We start from the raw sequence: 19,457 nt of genomic DNA, 5'->3' as shown, positions 1-19,457 counted from the left end.
TGGCTTGGGCCAATCGACGCAACAATCGCTTCAACAGACGGTGAGGAGCCCCCAAAGGACAAGCCAGTCGCTCCGGAAGTGCTTCGCGAAGAGGTGGAATGAGGAGTCGTATCGTGACGGAAGCAAGCGTGATCATCGGCGGCGGCGTCGCTGGAGCTACGGCGGCGCTTGCTTTATCCCGCGCGGGTCGGCGCGTCGATCTTTATGAGCGCTCGTCGTCGGCGAGTCATAAGATTTGCGGCGAGTTCATGAGCCGTGAGGTCAGCGCGAATTTGCGATCTCTTGGCGTAGACCCGGTGGACCTGGGCGCTCGACCGATCAACCGTGTGCGATTGGTTCGGGGGAATCGCAGCGTGGACCAACCGCTGCCTTTTCCGGCTCTGGCGCTATCGAGAAAAATTCTCGACGAGGCTCTGCTCGAACAAGCGACGTCCTGCGGCGTGAACGTCATCCGCGGCAAGGCCGCGCGGCGCATCGAGCAATCGGATGACGGCGGCTTCGAAGTGTCCTTCGGCTCCGGAGACAGCGCGCCGGCTCGCGCGATTTTTCTTGCGAGTGGCAAGCACGATTTGCGTGGCGTCAAGCGCGCTGCGCCTGGGCGCCAAAGCGATTATCTCGCTTTGAAAATGTATTACCGTTTCAACAAGAAAAAGACTGAGCATCTGCGGTGGGTGACTGAGCTCATTCTCCTCAAGGAATGCTATCTCGGGCTAATGCTCGTCGAAGACGATCGCGTCAATTTTTGTTTCGTGATCAGCGAGGAGCGCTTCGCCAAGGGAGGGGGAACCTGGCAAGGTGTTCTGCAGCAATTCAGCAGCGAGTCGGACTACGTAGCGGCTTACTTGGAGGGCGCCGTGCCTTTGCTGGATCGCCCGCTTGCGATCAGCCGCGTGCCCTATGGCTTTGTGCATAATCCCTCCCCCGAGGACCCGCCGGGACTATGGCGGCTTGGCGATCAGATTGCGGTGATCCCTTCTTTCACTGGCGACGGCATGGGCATGGCGAGCTGCAGCGCAGTTCTGGCGGCCAACATGTTTCTCGAAGGCGCGACGTCGCATGAGTTTCATCGCCGCTTCAGCAATATCGTCAGGAAGCAAATGCGCGTTTCAAAGCCGTTGAACAGCATGTTCTTCAGGCATTCGGTTGGCCAGGACGCCCTTATATGGCTCGCCTCGCAGTTTCCGAGCGGCGTGCGCGCGATCGCGCGCGCGACGCGCGTTCCCGAAGAGGCGATGCCGCGTATCGACTAACGGCGTTTACAGATCAAGTATCAACTTGTACAAGTAAACGTATGAGGCCAAGAAGCGCGAGATGCGATGGTCTCTGGCTAGACGCGTCATTTCAACAACGGAACTCTCGAACGCTACGGCGGTCTGCCCCAGCGAGATGAATGTGAGATGGCCCAACGGTAACGTTTTAGGCGCGGCGCTTGACTGACCGAACTTTTTCCTGGTCTCCCTAGAATCGACAGCTTCTTTCAGCGAGGAGATCGATAATGATACTCTCGAGCCGGATTATCGATCAGGGAACCCAGCTGAACTCGAGCCGCTCCATACGACAGACGCGACTCATGGTTCTTCTGCTGTCTGTTTTGACCTTCTCTGGCGCGCAGGATGCCCAGGCTCAGTCCCTCAAGCGCGATCTGCGGGGCTTTTCGCTCGGCATGTCCAAGGATGAAGCGGCAAGACTCGCGCGCTCGCAGTGCAACAACTTCGGAAAGGTCTCGTTTCATGGCGGCATGCGCGCCGAGGAGTTCTTCGCATCGTCATCTGAATACGGGAAACAGTTCTCCTGCAGATTTGAAGACGGCTCCATCGTCAACTATGCGCTCACCCCGCGGACCGGCAAGGTCTACAAGCTGAACGGCGTGTTCCTTTCACAGATGACCTGTCCGGAGCTTCTCGATTTCATCATCGAAGAATTTAAAGTAAGCGAGAAATATTCGAAATATCATCCAAAGCCCAAAGCCGAGCGCGACTGCCAGGGATGGGCGTGGCAATCAGGTCCGAGCTACGATTTGAAAGTTTGGCTTAACGAGCCCGACGCCACGCGATTCAACGTGAGCTTGATGGACAGCGAAGTTGTCCGGCAGAACGAGGCCTCGGCCGAGGATTCCGAAAAACAGTCGGGCGTCAAACCTCGCTTGTAGGTTCAGGGTTTCCTCGGGGCGGCGCCGGGCCGCGCAGGTTCATCGATCAGGCGTATCGGTTCCGTACCATTTGTATTTGACCTGCTCGAAATGAACGACAGGGTCGTAACGCACGACATTGAGATTGAGCGTCTCGGCCGTCAGTCTGCCGATCGCGGCCAAAATCGCGTATGAGGCGACGACGCGGTCCCTTTGGGAAATGACCAGATTGGCGCGCGCATTGAGCAAAGTCTGCTGAGCGTTCAACACGTCGAGCGTCGTGCGCTGCCCCACCTGCGCCTCGTCCCGAACGCCTTTCAGAGCGAGCTCGGCCGCCTTCACCGTCGCCTGATCCGATTTGATCTGCGATCTGGCCGTGTCCAGCAGACCATAGCTCGAGACGACGTTAGCGCGAACGCGGTCGCGCTGCGCGTCGGCGTTGAGGCGCGCTTTGCCGAGCACCTCTTTCGCCTTACGGATCGAGGAATACTCCCCTCCTCCTTGATAGAGGGGGACATTGAGCGCGCCGTTGACGCCCGCCGAAAATTGCCGCGAGCCGGGCAGTCCAAGGAAAGAGTCATACTGCTGGGATACTTGCGCATTGACCGACAGCGTGGGCAAAAGCGCGCCCTCGGCGACTTTCACCGCCGACTCCGCGGTGTCCACCCGATGTAAGGCCGCGACGACGGCGGGATGTTCGACAAGCGCGACGTCGATCGCATCCCTCACTGATTTGGGCAACATCCGCTCAACCGATGGGGCCGGCTCGAGACGTTTCGGCTCCACACCGATGATCTGCCGGTAAACGGCGGCGCTGCTTTTCAATTGCGCCTCGGCGGCAAAATATTCTGAGCGCGCATGGGAGACGGAGGCTTCGCTCTGCGACACGTCGGTATTCGTCACGTCACCGGATTGATAGCGCTTCTGCGTATCGTGCAACTGTAGATCGAGCACGGCGATGTTGCTCTTGCGCAGCGATAGGATCGCCGCGTCGCGCATCACGTCCATGAAAGCGGTCGCGCCGCCACGCAATATCTCCTGCTCAGAAAGCCGCATCAGGGCGCGCGACTCAAATACGCTCGACTCGGCGCGACGCACCGAATTCTCCGTGCGACCGCCATCAAAGAGATTTTGCGAGACGTTCAGCGTGGCCCCGCGCGGATATCCCGTATATTCATCAGTAAGCGGGATGCGCTGATTGATCACCGGCAGTCGCACTGGAATCCTGAGGTTCGAGCGCTGCGCGCCAACGCTTGCCTGAATATTGGCGTTGGGACGCAGTCCTGACCAGGCGCTCGAGACGTCTTCGTCACGCGCACGCACGTCGGCGCGTTGCTCGTTTAGGTCCGGGTTACCCGCATAAGCCCGGGCGAGCGCAGAAGAAATTGTCTCGGCTGAGACATCACTTGCGCTTGCCAACGCAAGGCCTGCCCCTATGACTGCAAGCGCACCGAACGATTTCATGGAACCCCACTCTCACGCTCCAGCGCGAAGCGCACTGCTCAACGCAGGAATGAGCCTTCCGGGCTCTTACGCCGCTTTGAAAATTGGGAGCTACGTGAGCCTAACAGGCTTGATCCCGTTACACCCGTCGCCAATCAGGAGGCTTCCCGTTATAGTTTTCATTATACCAGCAGCAAATCATCGCAGGAAGAACGAGAAACGCTGATCAGTCGACATTTATTGGTGACGTGGCAAAAATGACACAGCGCTTGTTCCGTACTCGAGTTCCTTTTCATATGGCCTGAATTTCGATTTGGTTAACGGAAAGGTTCGATGACGAAATAGGTCCTCTTTGCTCGGTTTGGACGCGTAGCGGTAACATTCGTGCGTGCAGGAGTTCAGTGCTGTTGTTGTGCGAGGCTCGAAGTAAGTCGGATGCTCCGACAACGTGACGCCACACGAAAAAGGGTTGACCTTGGAATACCGAGTCGCGTGCGCGCGACGCTCACGACTTCGGCTGTCACTTTCCAATTGGATCGACGAAGAAGCTGACGGAGAAATTCCTCACGTGCTTCCGGGTGTTCCTGTCGCGCGTCATGTGGTTCAATGTTGTCGGAATCGGGAGTGGGAAAAAGCTGGGGGTCAGGCCGCAAGATGGAATGCGCCCGATTTCAACCGACCATCGAACACAGCGGCTCTCGCTTGAAGCACGCGTTGCGCGCCGCGCGGCGACCAGCGCATCTGCTGCAACTTCTTCGTACGCGCGTTGACCAAGGCGTTGACCGCGGACTCTGCTCGCGAGCTCGAAATCGGCAGATCCTCCAATAGCGCTGACAATAATTGATTGCGGAAATCGGGCCTGGTCCGACGCCGCTCTTGCGATGTGGACTCGACAGGTCTTTCGTCTCGATCCGATCTGCAACCCGCGCGAGGCGATTTCGAACGCTTTTGTAATTGTGAGGGCGGGCGGCGGGCACGAAAAGATCAAGAACCCGGCTCGCTTCGCGAAAGGAAAGCCGCGCGCACAGTTCCGCTTGCACGCGCTCAAGCTCGGGGGGTGTTCGCCCCGCCATCAACGCCATCAATCGACCTGCAGGCACCGTATCATGCGGAGCCAAACAGCTACAGAGTCGAAATCGAGGCGCGCGAACCCGACAGATCCCAAACAGAGTGTGAATGAAACGTGTTCGATAATCATGGATGGCGCGCCGCCGCTCGCAGCCTGTGCATTCCGGTCACGCAGGCCGCATTGCTCGACCTGAAATTGCGTTTGTTCGGCTTGCACCCGCTGCAGTATGACCTTGCCTTCTTCCAGGGTTAGGCCGAAATCTTTGAGATGAAGCTGGTCCACGTTGCGTCGGACAACGAAAACTTCGCGCCGTGCCAAGACGCCGTCGGTCCCAACAAATTCGGCAAGTATCTTAATCTCGATAATTCCCGTCACAGGCCTGCCTCCTCGCTCATAAAAATCGAGCTTGCACGACCCGGATGACCCCCATCTTTTTCCCACTCCCTTCCGAGTCCGCCTTATTCCGAAATCACGCTGTTCGGTAATGTATTGATGAGGTAGAGTGGCACTCTGCTGGTCAAGAGCGACCGCGCTGGAGTTCGACTCAGTTGCGGGCCGTTTTGCGCGACGAGGCGATCCCTCATGACAGATATTCTTTCCCCAACGAGTGCCGAGAAGGTCAATCAGATCGTCGTCAGATCCAATTTCAAGGATCTTTCACCCGAGACCCTGCTTGAGGCTTTCAAGGCGGAAGGCATCGGTTCTCTAGAGGACCTGGCCAAGAGAATTACCAGCGCACTTCAAGATCCCGAGGGACGACCGCAACGCATTCCCTACGATTCACTTTTCTCGCAACCTACGCCGCCAGACGTCCTGGCGAAGATCGAACAACAAATCCCAGAGGTCCCCTTTGTCGTCGACGGGGTACTTCATGATCCGAAAGATATTCTCAAGTATAACGGCCAAGAACTGGGTTTCATGCTGCAGCCCGGAGGGAAAGAATTGCTGGTGCTCGCGGACAAAACTGTCTGGGCACCGTTCCTGAAGACGATTTTACTCTTCCGTGCAGTGTCTTCGAATCTGGAGCGTTACCAGTATGGCGGTTACACCTTCATCAGCCCACAGACTCGTCCCATAGGTCCCGGTGCATCGGGTGGAGGTGCATCGGGTGGACCAGTGATAATTGTGGGCCAGCCCGTACCTGAACCACCACCCCCTTGGATCACGTTATGGACGGACGACAATCTTTCGGGGAATGCGCTAGTGCTTGAGCCTGGGGAATCCCGCAGAAACTTGCTGAAAGTCGGTCCCGGCTTTCCAGTCTTCGGTGATTTCAACGATAAGTTTTCTTCGTTTAGTAGGACCTCGAGCTTGTGCATGGCGTTCGAGCACATCGATTTTCAAGGCGGCTTTTTATTCATCGACCGGAGGGATACGAACACATTTGAGTTACGTACCGAAGGTTTCAATGACCGAATTTCCTCAGTCATCAATAGTGGGTAGGCAGAAACAAGACGATGGCACCGTGACATAGCCAAGCAGGGCTTCGTTCCACGAGGTGGTCTTAAGGACCGGACGCACGGGCGCTGGGAAGACGCTGCTTCCGCCGGGATGGCCGAGAAACTGTCTTGCTGCTCGATCGTAAGCGGTATGATCGCCCCACCGGTCTGCCCCCTGAAAAGTTCTCTAATCGCGGACGTCAAGCGTTGATTCCGCGACCTTCGCATTCTCGCCGGGTTCAAGGTTCTCTCCGCGGTCGACCCTTGGGGCGCCGCATGTTGGCGTCGGATGGTGGATCGGCCGAAGTGATCCACGCTCTGATCATCGTGAGTCGACGATCGGCATTTCAGGGGACGGCCTGATCCGCGCCATGCGTCCCGGCTGGGACGCGCCGTTGGAGTCAGCGCTGCATTTATCTGACCATGCAGCTGTTGCACTCCAACGGAAGGCGGTGTTGGTTTTCCACATGGCGTGGAGAATGACGGCGAGGTTCCTTGCGACGGCGACACGCGCCTTTTTGAACCCGACTTTCTTGGCCAGCCTAAGCCCCCATGCCTTCAGCGTCGAAAAGCCGATGTTCCTGGTGAGCAAGGTCGTCGCCGCCTCATAGAGATGTTTGCGCGTCATCTTATTGCCGTGCTTGGGGATGCGCCCATTCCGACTGAGCTCGCCGGATTCGTAGCGTCGTGGCGTCAAACCCAGATAGGCGCCGGCGCGCGACGAATGTTTGAACCGGCTGGCGTCGTCGAAGGCTGAAGCGACGGAAAGGGCGGTTATCGGGCCGATGCCGGGAGCGCTCATGAACAGGCGAGCCGTCGAATGGGACTTCGCCGACGCCATGACCCGTCGATCAAGATCTTCGATCCGATCCAGCAATGCGGTTCTGGCTTTCGCCAGAGAGATAATCACGTCTCGTATAACGGGCGACGCATCGAGTTCGCCGTTGATGATCTCATCCACTCGCCGAGAGAAGCCGCCGACCGATTTCCCAAACAAAACTCCGAAGGTGCGCAGCAAACCACGAATCTCATTTTCGATTTTGACGCGCGAGCGGACCAGAACCTCTCGAGCGGCCAACAAGGACCGCAGTTCATATCCGGAGCGGGATTTGATCGTAACCTGCTTGAACCAACCGGTGCGCACGATCTGAGCGAGCCCCGCGGCGTCATTGCGGTCGGTCTTGTTTGGTCGGACCTTCAACGCTGCATTGGCGTGCCGAGCGTCTATGCAGATGATCGGCAGTCCTTTCTCGTGAAGCTCGTTCCACAACCACACCGCCAGGGGACCTGTTTCCATTCCGACGCGACCGAGATCAGAGGCGTTGTTGGCCAACCAGGAAGCAATCGCGTTAGGACAGGTAGGAATCTTTATCTCAGCCAAATTCCTGCCTCTTGGTCAACAACGTGCGAATTCCGATGCAAGCCGGCCGGGGATTCCGATTTCATTCCGGCCACCGTTCCGAATTGATGCCGGCCACCATTCCGAAGTGAAGCCGGCCGCCTGAGAGGGTTGGGTCCTCTTTTCGTTTGCTGCCGCTGGTCAGCAACTTTGGCATTCCGCCTTGTCGAGATCGACGAGGAGAACGGGATGCCGGCGAAGAGAGAACTGACCATGAGACAACTGAGGCAGATGCTGCGGCTCGCCCATGATGCGGTGAGCGCGCGCGAGATCGGGCGCCGTCTCGGCGTGGCGCGCAGCACGATCCAGGACAAATTGAAGCGCGCGGCGGCGACGGGTTTGAGCTGGCCGCTGCCCGAGGATTTGAACGACGACGCACTGGAGAAGCGGCTATTCACGCACGCCGTCGTCAAAACGGGCGCGCGCCGCCGGGTTGAACCGGACTGGGCGGAACTGGCGCGGGAGCTGAAACGCGCCGGCGTCAACATGATGATCTTATGGGAGGAATAGCGCGCGGCGCATCCAGATGGTTATGGCTACAGCCGGTTTTGCGATCTGCTTCGCGGCTTTGAGCGACGACTGACGCCGGTGATGCGTCAACATCATGTGGCGGGCGACAAGATTTTTGTCGACTATTCCGGCAAGCGCATTGGCATCGTCGACGCCACGACGGGCGAGATCCGAGCGGCGGAGATTTTCGTCGCGGTGCTTGGCGCCTCGAACCTGACTTATGCCGAGGCGACCTGGACGCAAAAGCTGCCGGATTGGACCGGGGCGCATGTGCGCATGTTCCATTTTTTCGGTGGAACGCCGAGGCTGCTGGTTCCCGACAATCTCAAGAGCGGGGTCAACAAGGCGTCGTTCTATGGCTCTGACTCATATTTGATGAAGTTTGGGCGCCGGCTTGTGTTGGTTCATTGAAGGAATCAACGACATGCCCCGTAGCCTTCGCCCCTCGGCTTTTGTACCGCCCGGTTTCCACGTTGAAAATGCTGTCCAAGATGGTGGGATCGCCATCATCACTGTTCGCCCCACGAGCAAAACAAGCGGATGCCCGAGCTGCGCGGTGAACGCAGAGCGAGTCCACAGCCGCTATCTCCGGCGCCTGGCCGATCTGCCGCGGTTCCGGGCTCATCGGGTTCGTCATAAGATTCGTCTCGGCGCTGTTTCGAAGCTCGCATTTGTCGATGGGACATTGAAAATGTCGAGCGACCGATGGGTCACTGTCGTCAGCGTGGATCAAATCACCACGCGTTCGATTTCATCGAGGCTCATCTCGTCGCGCCGGCGATCATAGAGCTGGGTGGTGCGCGTCGAAGCGTGGTTGGCCATGGCGGCGGCTTTTTCGAGCGTGCCGCCATTTTTGAGATAGGCGGTGATGCCCGTGGCGCGGAAGCTGTGATTGCCGATCTTGGTCTTGATGTCGGCCGCTTCGGCGCGGCGCCGGATCATCGCGTAGGCGTTCGCCTGGGGCAGGGGGGTCAAGGTCAGTTGGTTCTTGCCGCGCCCGATGGTGCGAAAAAGCGGCCCCTTGGAATCGTCAGTGAGGCCGCAGCCGTCGAGATAGGCGTGCAGGTAAGCCTCAAGATTGTGGTGGCAGGGCATGTTATGGCGCTTGCCGCCCTTCTCGTGCAGGCGCACCCATAGCCGCCGGTTCTGCACGTAAACGTCTTCGACCTTCATGGCGAGCGCCGCACCGACGCGCGCGAAGGAATAGACCATCAGCGCGATCAAGGCGCGGTCGCGCAGCCCCGCCGGCGTCGTCACATCGATGCTGTCGAGCAACGTCCGCGCCTCCTGGGGGTCGAGGACGGGCGTCTTGCCAACTTTGACGACATGCCTGGGGCCGCGCACGCTCGCCGCCGGGTTGGTCGGAACAATCTGACCCGTCACCAGCCAATCGAAGAACATGCGGATGGCCGCCAGGCGCTGCTTGGCGGTCGGGGCGCTGTGGCTGCGGGTGAGGGCTTCGACATAAGCGCCGACCTGCAGCGGCCCCACGTCGAAGATCGACGCGACGCCCTGCCGCTCGCACCAGGCGAGGAACGCCCCGATCGCCCGGCCATAAGCGCGCCGGGTGTGCGGATTGCGGAGGTTGGCGACGAAGAATTCCCAGAAGCGCGTTTGCGCGCGCTCGCCGGCGGACCGGACGAGGGCGGGAACGCGGGCGCTGATGGGGGCAAGGTTGTTCATGCGGTCGATTTCTTCGCCAGCGCCTTTTCGAGCTTCGTCAAATCTTGCTCCAGCTTGTCGATGAGCAGCGGCGTTGACGCCGCGACCAGTTCAAGCCCCTTGGTCGTCGGTTTGTCGCGAACGACCGTCAAAAGGTCTTGGCTGCGTTGAATCGCCTCCTTGGTTTGGACAATCGCATTCTTCAGATCACTCTCGTCGAGTTTCCCATAGGCCATGACGCTGTCTCCAATATGTATGATAAAGGGCATTATCATATATAGAATCAGGCTAGCAAGCGCGAGGTGGTTCTGTTAGACTACAGGTGAACCAGACAGAACCATGCAACACGACACGAGCAACCCTATGTCCGCCGCTTTCACCGTGCGTCTCGACGAGACGACGCTTGGCGCGCTCGATCAGCTCGCCGAGAAAACCGAACGCTCACGCAACTGGCTCGTCGCCAAGGCTGTCGAAAATTACGTCGCCCTCAACGCTTGGCAGGTCGGCAAAATCGAAACCGGCCTCGCCGCCGCCGACAGGGGCGAATTCGCCAGCGACGCTGAGCTGGCGCGCCTGCGGAAGAAATTCGCAGCCGACACATGAGACTGCGCTGGACGAGTCCGGCGCTACGCGACCTCGAAGCGATTGGCGACTACATCGCCCGCGACAATCCGGCCGCCGCCGCGCGAACCGTTACCCGCATTCTCGATCAAGCCGAGATGCTCGCTGCGCATCCTCATAGCGGGCACGCGGGCCGCGTTCCTGACACGCGCGAGCTGGTCGTCTCGGACACGCCTTTCATTCTGCCTTATCGCGTGCGCGGCGATGACGTGGAAATCCTCGCTGTCTTTCACGGCGCGCGCCAATGGCCGGAAAGCTTCAACTGAGGGAAGCTGCTCGCTGTCGGGAAGCTGTCGGGTCTTTGCCGTGGCTGAAAGCGTCTGCCGAAAATACATTCTGGGCATGTCACGGTGAGGCTGCCAATGAAGAATTCGACTGCACGCATATTGGACCCGAAAATTCTCGGGTTCTGGACGAAGTGCCTTCGCGAAACTCAACACATGTCGCAAGACGCGCTGGCGGCCTCCTGCGGCCTCGACGTTCGCACGATCCAAAGGATCGAAGCGGGCAAGGGCGCAAGCGTAACAACGCGCCGGTGTCTAGCGCGAGGACTCGGCCATGAAAACCATGAGACATTCGATGATCCCAAGTTCGTCGCGACCGTTTCAAAGCTCCTCGAAGAGGCGAAAGCGTTAGGCGAGGGGGAACGAGCTAAACAGTTCCCGGATCATTTGCCGGTCAAGGCGACCCGCATCGGAAGCGGCGAAGCTCTCTCGCGTTTCTCTGAGGCGGCGGAAGCGGTCACGCTGAACGCCGACGAAGAAATCTCCCGCGAAGCAAAGGAATCGGCCGCGGTTCTTTTCGACTATGTGCGCGATCTGCTGGACCTCGGCGGGGCAACGTCCTTCGCCGAGAAACTTAGCTACAGCGATGATCTGGAAAAGCTGCTGCGGGAGATCGAAGGTTTAGGAACGGCCGTCTATTCGGCGTTTCGGTCCGTGAAAATCACGAACGATAGCTGGAAGGACAAGACGCCAATCCCACTCCAGGTTGGCTACCTGGTCGTCGTGCCGGCGAGCAAGGTCTTGGAGGAAATGTTTGTGCCCAGGCGGTTCCGGCTGGGCTTTTGAGGTCGGCGATGACGAACGAAATATCCGAAGTCACCCGGCGCGCGATCATTGATCTTTTCAGCGCAAGCGGGGTCAACTCGACTGGCAGACTGGACGATGACGCCTTCCTGGCGCGCCTCTATGACCTGACGACGCTCCCCTCGAACGATTACAGGTATCGCAATGCGGCGGGCGATATTCATCAGCATTGCGTCCGAAATAACGACTGGGACCCCGACTGGGTGTTCTATGACTCCCGCTTTAACCTGCTGCGAGCATCCGACAACGAATTTCTGGCCTTCCTTTGCGAAAGTCTTCATCCAGTCGTCAGGCCGGTGACGGATGAAACCAAAGAGCTGGTAAGCTCGTTGAACAAGGAGCTTGCAGCGGACGGCTGGGAACTGGTCCCGATCAAGGAAATTTCAGGCAAGCCGGTTTTCGGGGCGCAAAAGTCGGGGAGCCGCGTCGCGGTCTTTGAAGAGCCGACAGGTTGGCAGAAAGTCGACCGGCAACTTCAGGAAATGCGGCTGCGTTTGGACACCGCGAATTCCGAAGAGCAATACCAGGCTGTTGGCCTGCTTTGTCGCGAGGCTCTGATTTCGGTGGCGCAAGAGGTCTATGATCCGCGTCGTCACGCCTCGTCTGACGGCGTGACGCCGAGCGACACCGACGCAAAAAAGATGTTGGGCGCAATCTTCGAGAATGACTTCAAAGGGGCCAGCAATGAGGAAGCACGCGCGCACGCGAAAGCGGCGGTGCGCCTCGCGCTTGCGCTTCAGCATAAGCGGACTGCGGATTTTCAAACGGCCGCGCTCTGCGCAGAAGGAACCTGCTCGGTTGTGAATATGCTTGCCATCGTCGCCGGAAGGCGGGGGCGGTCTTTCGGGGAGCAGGTGAGAGACTTACGACAGTAACTTTCGAATGCAGAAATACCATGGAAAACAATGTCACGCGACTCATGCGGAAGTCTTGAATTGCGAGAGTTCACTTGCTTCCATTTGCGGGTTCATTTCATGCGCCTGCATCAAGGCCGGCGCGCGGAAGCCGCCGATCTCCTTTTCGATCGCCTGCGCAACAGAGAGGGTCAGCGCATCGCCCCCGCGCGGGCCGATGATTTGAACGCCCACCGGCAAGCCGCTTTTCGTGAATCCCGCGGGAACTACGGTCGCAGGCAACCCGAGAAGGGTCGCGATTGCGATCCAATTGATCATCTCAAGATATGAGATCACGCGCCCGTCTGAACATGTCAAGCGGCGCAGCGGAAGCGGTCCGTGGTCATGCGGAAATGCGGCGACCGGAGCGACGGGAGCGATCAACACGTCAAAGCGCGAGAAGAATTCCCGCATGGCTTCGCTCGTCTTGGCGCGCTTCTCGTTGGCGACGAGCCATTCGCGATGACGCGCCGTCAAGCCGACCAGGGCCTGGGCCAATGAGAGCGGCTTCGCACCCATGGCGAGCGCCAGTCTCGCCGGTCCTCGCAGCAACGCGTAGAACGCAAGGACTGGCCACGGATACATCGAACCCAAAACACCATAAAGGAGCGTTGTATAAGCAAACATCATCGGTTCGGTCGCAACTGGGCATGTCACAGCCTCGACATGGGCGCCCGCCACCGCGAGTTTCTCGGCGAAGGCTGCAAGCGGCGCCTTGATTTCTGGATCGAGCGCGAAGCTGGACTCATCGAACCAGACGGCGGCGTTCACATCTTTGAGTTTCATGGATGGCGCTTGTGCGGAAATTTCCGCGTCCGTCATGATTGACAAAAGCAGCCTCAGATCGCGGGCGGAACGCGCCATCGGACCAATCACGGCTAAATCCATGTCAGCGAGGACCGGTTCCGACGCAGGGCAGAAACCGCCTTGCGAAACGAGCCCATAGGTTGGCTTGTGCGTGAATACGCCGCAAAAGTTCGCCGGATGGCGCAATGAACCGCCGATGTCAGAACCTATCTCCAGCGCCGTCATACCAGTTGCAAGCGCGACCGCCGAGCCGCCGGACGAACCGCCCGGCGTGCGAGTCACGTCCCAAGGATTATTCGTTGTCCCGTAAAGCGCGTTGTAAGTCTGAACGTCCCCGCCATAGAGAGCCAGGTTCGTCCTTCCCCAGATCACCGCGCCGGCACCGCGAACCTTTTTTATGACAGCGGCGTCCTTCACCTTACGATTGAGCAGGCTGGCGTCGCCGCCGAAGGAGGCGGGAAATCCCTCTATGTCGAAATGATCCTTCACGGTCATTGGCAGGCCCGCGAGCGGGCCAAGATTTTCACTTCGCGCACGGCGCTCGTCGATGCTCTGCGCCTCTGTGCGGGCGCGATCCAAGTCCTTTGCCACTACCGCGTTCAGTTGCGCGTCAAGGGCTTCGGCGCGCGCAATGCTGGCTTCGAGTAATTCACGCGCGCTAATATGTTTCGCCGTCAAGGCTTTAATCTGGTCTGTGGCGTCAAGAGAGAGAAGCTCGGTCATGCTGAGAGGCCTTACTGATAAGTCGATGTCGATAGCGTTGAATTGCGAGAGTTCACTTGCTTCGATTTGCGGGTAACGAAATCGAGAGACGCCCAATCGAGTCCACTGATAGTCATGCGGCCCTCATCCACCGCGTCTTCGATTTAAGAAGGATCGCCATATTCTCGCCCCGCTGCATGGAAAGCGTGAAGATGTCTGCGCCTTCCCAGCCCATCGCAGCCAAGAAGATGAAATGCAAATCCTCTAAAGCTGTCGCGGTGGGCAGCACAAGCCGACGCCATATCGGCGAGCCGGTGTCGTTCAAAGTCACCTTGATTTGCACGAAGCGTTCAGCCTTGGCCACGAGTCCGAATACCTAATTAGAAGCGCCTTCCGCCCAATCGGCAACCGCTTCGACCCCGTGTTCTGTGCACATGGATAGAGCGAAATCCTGCGCGGCGCGCAAATAGCAGCCGTCGCAAAGCTTGGTGAGGGTGCAGGTGGCGTTTCTCAGATCGTAGCTGGAGAGATTCAACGCGAGACCGAGGCGCAGACGCTGAATGCGTTCCCCATGGTCAGGCTGGTCGCCAAAGAATGGAACGATCAATTGCGGCTTGCCCGCTCGCAAGGCCTGGGCGGTCGTTCCGATCCCGCCGTGATGTACCACGCATGAGGCGAAGGGGAAGAGCTCGTTGTGCGGCGCCTCGCAGCAGACGAATTCGTTTGGACCGACTGAGGCCGTGAGCCTCTCGGCGTCTTTCGACCCGGCGAGCAAGATCGCCCGATGCCCAAGGGCGCGGGCCGCCCTTATGCTGACGTCGTAGAAAGTGCCAGACACTTGCGGAGCAAAGGATCCCAAAGTGAAGACGATGGGCGCGCTCCCCGAGGATAGAAAGATCCTCAAAGGGTCACTGAGCCCGCGTCTGCTTTCGTCTCGAGGTTCGTAGAAGGGAAATCCCGGAGTCTCCATATTGACCGGCCCATCCGGGTGTGACGCGAAACGGGGCGAATAGAGGCCGAAGATTTTTGATGCGCTGTTCTTCCCGCCAAAGTCGAGGAAGAAGTCCTCGCGTGAGAGCGGCAGCCCGAGCTTTTTCCGGAAGGCGTTGAAACGTTTCATCCGCATGTTCACTCCGGTCCGTATGAGGGAGCGGACCAATTTGTTGAATCCGATCGCCACGCGCGACCCAGGTTGAAGGATGTAGGGCGCCGGCGGGGTCAGCGACGGTGCCGCAGCTGACTGCACGTACAATGGCGCAAGAGCGATTCTCGCGGTCGGAAGGCCGCATGCTTCGGCGGCCAAATTTGCGCCGACGAGCAGATTGTGCGTTACGATGGCGTCCGCTCCTTCCAGTGCGGACAGGGTGTCGTCGTAGGTTTCAGAGAGGAAGCGAAGATAGATTTCGTCCAAGATAAAATACGGATTCTTCAACATGATCCGAAAGGCGCCGGCAAGATCGACGCCGAGGGCGTCGACAATGTCGTTCTCGTGCGGTCGCAAGCGAGCATATGCGATGCCCTCGCGCTCGATCGATCCTCGATGCATCTCGGGCGCGGCGATGACGACGTCGAGACCACGCCGACGCATTGCGTGGGCGATGGCGATGAAGGGATATATGTCGCCGAGGGTGCCGAAGGTTACGAGCAAAATCCGCTTACGCCGCTCCATTTCGGCCTCTCAATGAGTCAGGGTATAGCGCCATTCGCCCCGGGTGGCTCGGCCTGCGCGGGGAGCGGCAGTCACGCTGAGTTTTAGTTGTGCGCCTGTGGCCTTGCCGATGGCATCGCGGCGGGCGTTAGGTTTGCCCAATATGTTGACCACGAGCGTGTCGCTTTCCCACCAGAAAAACGAGCGGCCTGTCTTGTTGTTGGGTTCCTGACTTCTGCTTGGGCTCGGTTGTTCTATTTCCGCCCGCTCCATTGTCAAAATTCGTGAGTTTCGAGAATGCGACCCCAAGTTCCTATTGAGCTTTACGTTACGTGATTTTGGGCGTCTCCGCGCTCGCGCGCGGTCGGGCTGTCGTGAACCGAACCCGCTACGCGGTTTCGGCCTTCCGGCTTCCATCCCTGACGTGATCCTGTTTCGCGACCGTAATTCCGGCGGAAAATCACAAGACTCTCGACGAATCAACAAAATCTCGGCAGGCTGGCCGAATGCGCGGCCAGTGATTTGCCGCGCGACGTTTCCGCAACTTCTCTGGAGAAGCAGACCCTAGAAACACAAAACCCGCCTCGAAGGCGGGCCGGTGTCCCGGCAGAACCGGGGTATATCTAAGACTGTCGCAAGTCAGATACTCCCCGAAAATTTGATCCTATGCAAGCCCTTTCTGGGCGCGGAATTGTTTTGCCTGAAATCAGCCCCTTCCGGGCGGGTTGTCGTCAACCCGAACGGAGGAATCATGTCTATTTCGAACGCCTTGCCGAAGCATTTGAAGCCCCGCCGCGAGAAGGTTTTTGGCCTCGCGCGCGGCGTTGCCGGGATACGGTCTATGAGGCGATCAAGGCCTTGGAGGAAACGGGGTCAGCGCAGAATCTTCCCAAAATCGTACGTTAAGGGCGGTTGGACGGTTAGAAATAAGCAGCTCCTCCCCGATTTGGACCTCTGATTTCTTGCAAGAATGCTGATTTTTGAATTGCCGGCCAAACTGCAGCGCCACCATTTGTGTGTGCGCAGCAGGAGGCCAGCAATGAAAAAACACGAAATTCTTTCCCCACAATCCCGGGCTGAGTTGTTCGACCCGCCGACAGATCCGGCAGCTATCGTTCGGCAGTACACGTTCTCGCTCGATGATTTGACATTGATCCGCCAACGACGTCGTGACGCCAATCGATTAGGATTTGCCGTGCATCTTGCCTATTTGAAATTTCCCGGCAGAGTTCTCGGTAGTGAGGAGGCTCCCGCCTCCGACATGGTCGCCTTTTTGGCACAACAGCTCGGAGTGGGATCGGACGTTTATAGCGAATACGCGCACCGTGACGAAACCCGTCGCGAGCATCTGGGCGACATACAGTCATATCTTTGCGTTCGTCCTTTCAGCCGCGATGATTATCGCTATGTCGCAAAGATTGCGACGACCGAAGCGATTGGCACGGATCGTGGCCATGCGATCGTTGCAGCCATGATCGAGGCTTTGAGATCCCGTGGCATTTTATTGCCTGCGCCGACAATTTTGGAACGCATTGGCTTGGCGGCACGCGCTCGCGCCCGAAAGCAGGCTCACACGAATCTTATAGAGGGATTGGAACAACAAACGATCGCCGCACTGCAGGCGTTGATAGCAGTCAGAAACGATAGAGACCGCACGCAGCTTGCCTGGTTGCGTGACTGGCCAGAGGCGCCGACGCAGAAGAACCTAGTTCGCGTCGTCGAGCGCTTGCAATTCATCCGCAGCTTGGGCGTCGGTCCAGATCGCGAGCAACGGATTCATCGCGCGCGTTACAGGGCGATCGCCAAGGAAACGGCCATTCTCAGCGCTCAGCATCTTTCGCGGTTCGACACGCCGCGCCGAACGGCGACTCTGGTCGTGTTCGCCCGCGAGATGGAAGCGATCCTCACGGACGCGGTGCTGGTCATGTTCGATAAGATGCTTGGCGGTGTCTACCGTCGCGCCGAACGCGCCTACAGAGAAAATGTTGTCCATCGAGCGAAAGCGCTCGATGCTTCGGCGCGAGCGCTTCTTCATATGGCGAAAGCCATGTTGGCCGCGAAGGAATCGGGAGAGGACCAAGACGCGGCTGTCGAACGCTCGCTCGGCTGGGAACGCTTGAGAGCGCTCGTCGCGGAAACAGAAATTGTCGTCACCAACACGCGCGAAGATAATCTGACCGAAATCGTCGAAAGATATCCGACGGTGCGCCGGATGATACCGGTCCTGCTCAACGCATTTGTGTTCCGCTCATGGAAGCCAAACGACTCATTGCTCGACGCGCTCGATCTGTTGCGCGGACTTTATGCGGCGCGGCCGAGCCAACTCCCGCAGCGTCCGCCCACAGCGTTTCTGAAAGCGACGTGGCGCAAGCTCGTTGGACGAGGATCTGCGGTTGATCGTCGGGCCTATGAGGTCGCAGTCATGATGACGTTACGCGACAGTTTGCGGTCCGGAGATATCTGGGTCGAGGGCAGCCGCGCCTTCCGCGCCTTCGGCGATTTTCTTCTGCCGCCAGAGGCTTTTGTCACACGACGACAAGAAGGCGAATTGGGGCTTGCCGTCCCGGATCGCTTCGAGGATTGGCGCACTGAGCGAACGGCCTTGCTTGAATCGCGGCTCAGTGAAATTGATGCGCTCGCGTCGGCAGGCAAACTTGTCGAAGCGGCCATAACCGCAGAGGGATTATCGATCAGTCCAATTCGCAAAGACGAGAACGATGAAGTAGACGATATCGCGCGGCGGCTCTACGGCATGTTGCCGCGCCTGCGCATCACCGAGCTTCTCGCCGAGGTCAATGGTTGGACAGTATTTGCCGAGCGCTTCGGTCATCTGCGAACCGGCGCGCCGCCCGAGGAGAGCGTCGGGCTGATGACCGCATTACTCGCGGACGCCACCAATCTCGGCCTCGCCCGAATGGCGCGCAGCTCCAAAATATTTAGCCATTCCAAATTGCTCTGGATCGCCGAATGGCATGTTCGCGATGAAACCTATCAGACGGCGCTCGCGTGTCTGATCGAAGCGATCCACGCGCAGCCGTTCACAAGGGTCTGGGGCGACGGCGGCACGTCATCGTCGGATGGACAATTTTTCAAGGCAGGCGGCCATGGAGAGGCGCGCGCCGACTACAACGCCAAATATGGCTCGGAGCCGGGCGTCAAGTTTTATACGCATGTCTCCGATCGGTATGCGCCGTTTCACACCAAGGTCATCGCCGCCAACGCCAGCGAGGCCGCGCATATTCTGGACGGGTTGCTTCACCACGAATGCTCGCTGGACATCCGCGAGCACTATACGGACACGGCGGGCGCCGTCGATCACGTGTTCGGTCTTTGCCATCTCACGGGATTTCGATTTGCGCCGCGCATTCGCGATCTTGCCGATCGCCGGCTCTATGTCGCTGATGCTCGCGCCACATATAAATCACTCGACCCAATGATCGGCGGCGCTATCGACTTCCGCATCATCGGCGAAAATTGGGATGAGACGTTGCGCCTCGCGGCGTCAATCAAAGCTGGAACGGTTGCGCCGTCGATCCTGATGCGTCGGCTCGCCGCTTACCCCAAACAGAATGCGCTGGCGAAGACGCTTCGGGAGATCGGGCGGCTCGAACGCACCCTCTTCACCCTCGACTGGATCAGCGACCCGGGTCTGAGGCGGCGAACAAACGCCGGGCTCAACAAGGGTGAGGCCCGCAACGCGCTCGCCAGGGCGGTGTTCTTTCATCGCCTCGGAGAAATCCGCGACCGGACGTTCGAAAATCAGCGCTATCGGGCCTCTGGTCTCAATCTCGTCGTCTCGGCCGTCATCCTTTGGAATACGGTCTATCTCAGCCACGCCGTTGCCGAGCTTCGCTCCAGCGGAGAACGCGTCCGTGACGATTTGCTCGCTCATATCGCGCCGCTCGGCTGGGAGCACATCACCTTCAACGGGGACTATGTTTGGCCGACCGAGCCGCTCCAAAACGCCTTCCGGCCCCTCAGAAACCCCCGCTCTGAGCTACTCGATGCGGCTTAGAGTACAATTTCGGGAAGATTCTGCGCTGACCCC

The 19,457-nt window shown here is 58.7% G+C and carries 18 protein-coding genes and 1 pseudogene; 11 read left to right on the top strand and 8 right to left on the bottom strand.

Annotated features, from left to right (window positions below; genetic code table 11):
- The first annotated feature begins 113 nt into the window (after positions 1 to 113).
- The gene (locus IYY11_RS01895; RefSeq protein WP_196402429.1) at positions 114 to 1,250 is read left to right on the top strand and encodes an NAD(P)/FAD-dependent oxidoreductase; all 1,137 of its coding nucleotides are present in this window, start codon (positions 114 to 116) and stop codon (positions 1,248 to 1,250) included.
- A 245-nt stretch (positions 1,251 to 1,495) separates the two neighbouring features.
- On the top strand, positions 1,496 to 2,149 hold the full coding sequence (locus tag IYY11_RS01890; RefSeq protein ID WP_196402428.1) for a hypothetical protein: 654 nt from the start codon (positions 1,496 to 1,498) through the stop codon (positions 2,147 to 2,149).
- A gap of 39 nt (positions 2,150 to 2,188) precedes the next feature.
- Here the strand turns inward: IYY11_RS01890 and IYY11_RS01885 are convergent, their stop codons facing one another.
- Both IYY11_RS01885 and IYY11_RS22640 read right to left on the bottom strand, forming a co-directional pair.
- Entirely contained in the window at positions 2,189 to 3,592 is a 1,404-nt protein-coding gene (locus tag IYY11_RS01885) for a TolC family outer membrane protein (RefSeq protein WP_246719561.1), read from the bottom strand.
- 1,060 nt (positions 3,593 to 4,652) lie between these two features.
- Entirely contained in the window at positions 4,653 to 5,015 is a 363-nt protein-coding gene (locus IYY11_RS22640) for a hypothetical protein (RefSeq protein ID WP_246719560.1), read from the bottom strand.
- Positions 5,016 to 5,222: 207 nt separating this feature from the next.
- Between IYY11_RS22640 and IYY11_RS01875 the strand changes: the two genes are divergently transcribed.
- Positions 5,223 to 6,083, top strand: coding sequence for a hypothetical protein (locus IYY11_RS01875; RefSeq protein WP_196402505.1), 861 nt, complete (start codon positions 5,223 to 5,225; stop codon positions 6,081 to 6,083).
- Positions 6,084 to 6,401: 318 nt separating this feature from the next.
- Here the strand turns inward: IYY11_RS01875 and IYY11_RS01870 are convergent, their stop codons facing one another.
- Positions 6,402 to 7,460, bottom strand: a complete 1,059-nt coding sequence (locus IYY11_RS01870; RefSeq protein WP_281431658.1) for an IS110 family transposase — start codon at positions 7,458 to 7,460, stop codon at positions 6,402 to 6,404.
- A 207-nt stretch (positions 7,461 to 7,667) separates the two neighbouring features.
- On the opposite strand from IYY11_RS01870, the gene IYY11_RS22635 reads away from it, so the two are divergent.
- The gene (locus tag IYY11_RS22635; RefSeq protein WP_281431657.1) at positions 7,668 to 7,988 is read left to right on the top strand and encodes an HTH domain-containing protein; all 321 of its coding nucleotides are present in this window, start codon (positions 7,668 to 7,670) and stop codon (positions 7,986 to 7,988) included.
- A gap of 81 nt (positions 7,989 to 8,069) precedes the next feature.
- Positions 8,070 to 8,399 (top strand): hypothetical protein, encoded by a 330-nt coding sequence (locus IYY11_RS22630; protein ID WP_246719558.1) that lies wholly within the window; start codon positions 8,070 to 8,072, stop codon positions 8,397 to 8,399.
- 318 nt (positions 8,400 to 8,717) lie between these two features.
- Here IYY11_RS22630 and IYY11_RS01860 read toward each other — a convergent pair whose 3' ends face one another.
- Both IYY11_RS01860 and IYY11_RS01855 read right to left on the bottom strand, forming a co-directional pair.
- Positions 8,718 to 9,671, bottom strand: a complete 954-nt coding sequence (locus tag IYY11_RS01860; RefSeq protein ID WP_196402504.1) for a tyrosine-type recombinase/integrase — start codon at positions 9,669 to 9,671, stop codon at positions 8,718 to 8,720.
- Positions 9,668 to 9,886: a hypothetical protein gene (locus IYY11_RS01855; RefSeq protein ID WP_196402503.1), complete on the bottom strand. Its 219-nt coding sequence runs from the start codon at positions 9,884 to 9,886 to the stop codon at positions 9,668 to 9,670. Before IYY11_RS01855 ends, IYY11_RS01860 begins: the two co-directional genes overlap by 4 nt.
- A 127-nt stretch (positions 9,887 to 10,013) precedes the next feature.
- Between IYY11_RS01855 and IYY11_RS01850 the strand changes: the two genes are divergently transcribed.
- The 5 genes and pseudogenes from IYY11_RS01850 (at position 10,014) to IYY11_RS01835 (ending at position 12,234) form a co-directional block, all read left to right on the top strand.
- Positions 10,014 to 10,253: a CopG family ribbon-helix-helix protein gene (locus IYY11_RS01850; RefSeq protein WP_196402502.1), complete on the top strand. Its 240-nt coding sequence runs from the start codon at positions 10,014 to 10,016 to the stop codon at positions 10,251 to 10,253.
- The gene (locus IYY11_RS01845) at positions 10,250 to 10,537 is read left to right on the top strand and encodes a type II toxin-antitoxin system RelE/ParE family toxin (RefSeq protein WP_196402501.1); all 288 of its coding nucleotides are present in this window, start codon (positions 10,250 to 10,252) and stop codon (positions 10,535 to 10,537) included. Before IYY11_RS01850 ends, IYY11_RS01845 begins: the two co-directional genes overlap by 4 nt.
- Before the next feature lie 96 nt (positions 10,538 to 10,633).
- Positions 10,634 to 10,780: pseudogene (locus tag IYY11_RS23580) on the top strand (helix-turn-helix domain-containing protein); the annotation flags it as partial.
- 162 nt (positions 10,781 to 10,942) lie between these two features.
- Positions 10,943 to 11,341 (top strand): hypothetical protein, encoded by a 399-nt coding sequence (locus tag IYY11_RS22625; RefSeq protein WP_246719557.1) that lies wholly within the window; start codon positions 10,943 to 10,945, stop codon positions 11,339 to 11,341.
- Positions 11,342 to 11,349: 8 nt separating this feature from the next.
- Entirely contained in the window at positions 11,350 to 12,234 is an 885-nt protein-coding gene (locus tag IYY11_RS01835; RefSeq protein WP_196402499.1) for a hypothetical protein, read from the top strand.
- 42 nt (positions 12,235 to 12,276) lie between these two features.
- On the opposite strand, the gene IYY11_RS01830 is transcribed toward IYY11_RS01835, so the two are convergent.
- From IYY11_RS01830 to IYY11_RS01820, 3 genes are all read right to left on the bottom strand, one after another.
- Positions 12,277 to 13,782: an amidase family protein gene (locus tag IYY11_RS01830; protein WP_196402498.1), complete on the bottom strand. Its 1,506-nt coding sequence runs from the start codon at positions 13,780 to 13,782 to the stop codon at positions 12,277 to 12,279.
- A 112-nt stretch (positions 13,783 to 13,894) separates the two neighbouring features.
- On the bottom strand, positions 13,895 to 14,125 hold the full coding sequence (locus tag IYY11_RS01825) for an IS1096 element passenger TnpR family protein (protein WP_196402497.1): 231 nt from the start codon (positions 14,123 to 14,125) through the stop codon (positions 13,895 to 13,897).
- Positions 14,126 to 14,137: 12 nt separating this feature from the next.
- Positions 14,138 to 15,430, bottom strand: coding sequence for a glycosyltransferase (locus IYY11_RS01820; protein WP_196402496.1), 1,293 nt, complete (start codon positions 15,428 to 15,430; stop codon positions 14,138 to 14,140).
- Between the two features lie 1,018 nt (positions 15,431 to 16,448).
- Between IYY11_RS01820 and IYY11_RS01815 the strand changes: the two genes are divergently transcribed.
- The gene (locus tag IYY11_RS01815; protein ID WP_196402495.1) at positions 16,449 to 19,424 is read left to right on the top strand and encodes a Tn3 family transposase; all 2,976 of its coding nucleotides are present in this window, start codon (positions 16,449 to 16,451) and stop codon (positions 19,422 to 19,424) included.
- Positions 19,425 to 19,457 lie beyond the last annotated feature (33 nt).

The sequence above is a fragment of the Methylocystis sp. H62 genome, from assembly GCF_015709515.1.
Taxonomy (GTDB): Bacteria; Pseudomonadota; Alphaproteobacteria; order Rhizobiales; family Beijerinckiaceae; genus Methylocystis.
This window is presented reverse-complemented; position numbering and strand designations above follow the sequence as displayed.

Excerpts from the sequence above, each read along its gene's own strand:
- IYY11_RS01850 (WP_196402502.1), top strand. The coding sequence starts at position 10,014 with ATGTCCGCCGCTTTCACCGTGCGTCTCGACGAGACGACGCTTGGCGCG.
- IYY11_RS22630 (WP_246719558.1), top strand. The coding sequence starts at position 8,070 with ATGCGTCAACATCATGTGGCGGGCGACAAGATTTTTGTCGACTATTCC.
- IYY11_RS01820 (WP_196402496.1), bottom strand. The coding sequence starts at position 15,430 with ATGGAGCGGCGTAAGCGGATTTTGCTCGTAACCTTCGGCACCCTCGGC.
- IYY11_RS01830 (WP_196402498.1), bottom strand. The coding sequence starts at position 13,782 with ATGACCGAGCTTCTCTCTCTTGACGCCACAGACCAGATTAAAGCCTTG.
- IYY11_RS01835 (WP_196402499.1), top strand. The coding sequence starts at position 11,350 with ATGACGAACGAAATATCCGAAGTCACCCGGCGCGCGATCATTGATCTT.
- IYY11_RS01815 (WP_196402495.1), top strand. The coding sequence starts at position 16,449 with ATGAAAAAACACGAAATTCTTTCCCCACAATCCCGGGCTGAGTTGTTC.
- IYY11_RS01890 (WP_196402428.1), top strand. The coding sequence starts at position 1,496 with ATGATACTCTCGAGCCGGATTATCGATCAGGGAACCCAGCTGAACTCG.
- IYY11_RS01855 (WP_196402503.1), bottom strand. The coding sequence starts at position 9,886 with ATGGCCTATGGGAAACTCGACGAGAGTGATCTGAAGAATGCGATTGTC.
- IYY11_RS01885 (WP_246719561.1), bottom strand. The coding sequence starts at position 3,592 with ATGAAATCGTTCGGTGCGCTTGCAGTCATAGGGGCAGGCCTTGCGTTG.
- IYY11_RS01860 (WP_196402504.1), bottom strand. The coding sequence starts at position 9,671 with ATGAACAACCTTGCCCCCATCAGCGCCCGCGTTCCCGCCCTCGTCCGG.
- IYY11_RS01845 (WP_196402501.1), top strand. The coding sequence starts at position 10,250 with ATGAGACTGCGCTGGACGAGTCCGGCGCTACGCGACCTCGAAGCGATT.
- IYY11_RS22635 (WP_281431657.1), top strand. The coding sequence starts at position 7,668 with ATGCCGGCGAAGAGAGAACTGACCATGAGACAACTGAGGCAGATGCTG.
- IYY11_RS01875 (WP_196402505.1), top strand. The coding sequence starts at position 5,223 with ATGACAGATATTCTTTCCCCAACGAGTGCCGAGAAGGTCAATCAGATC.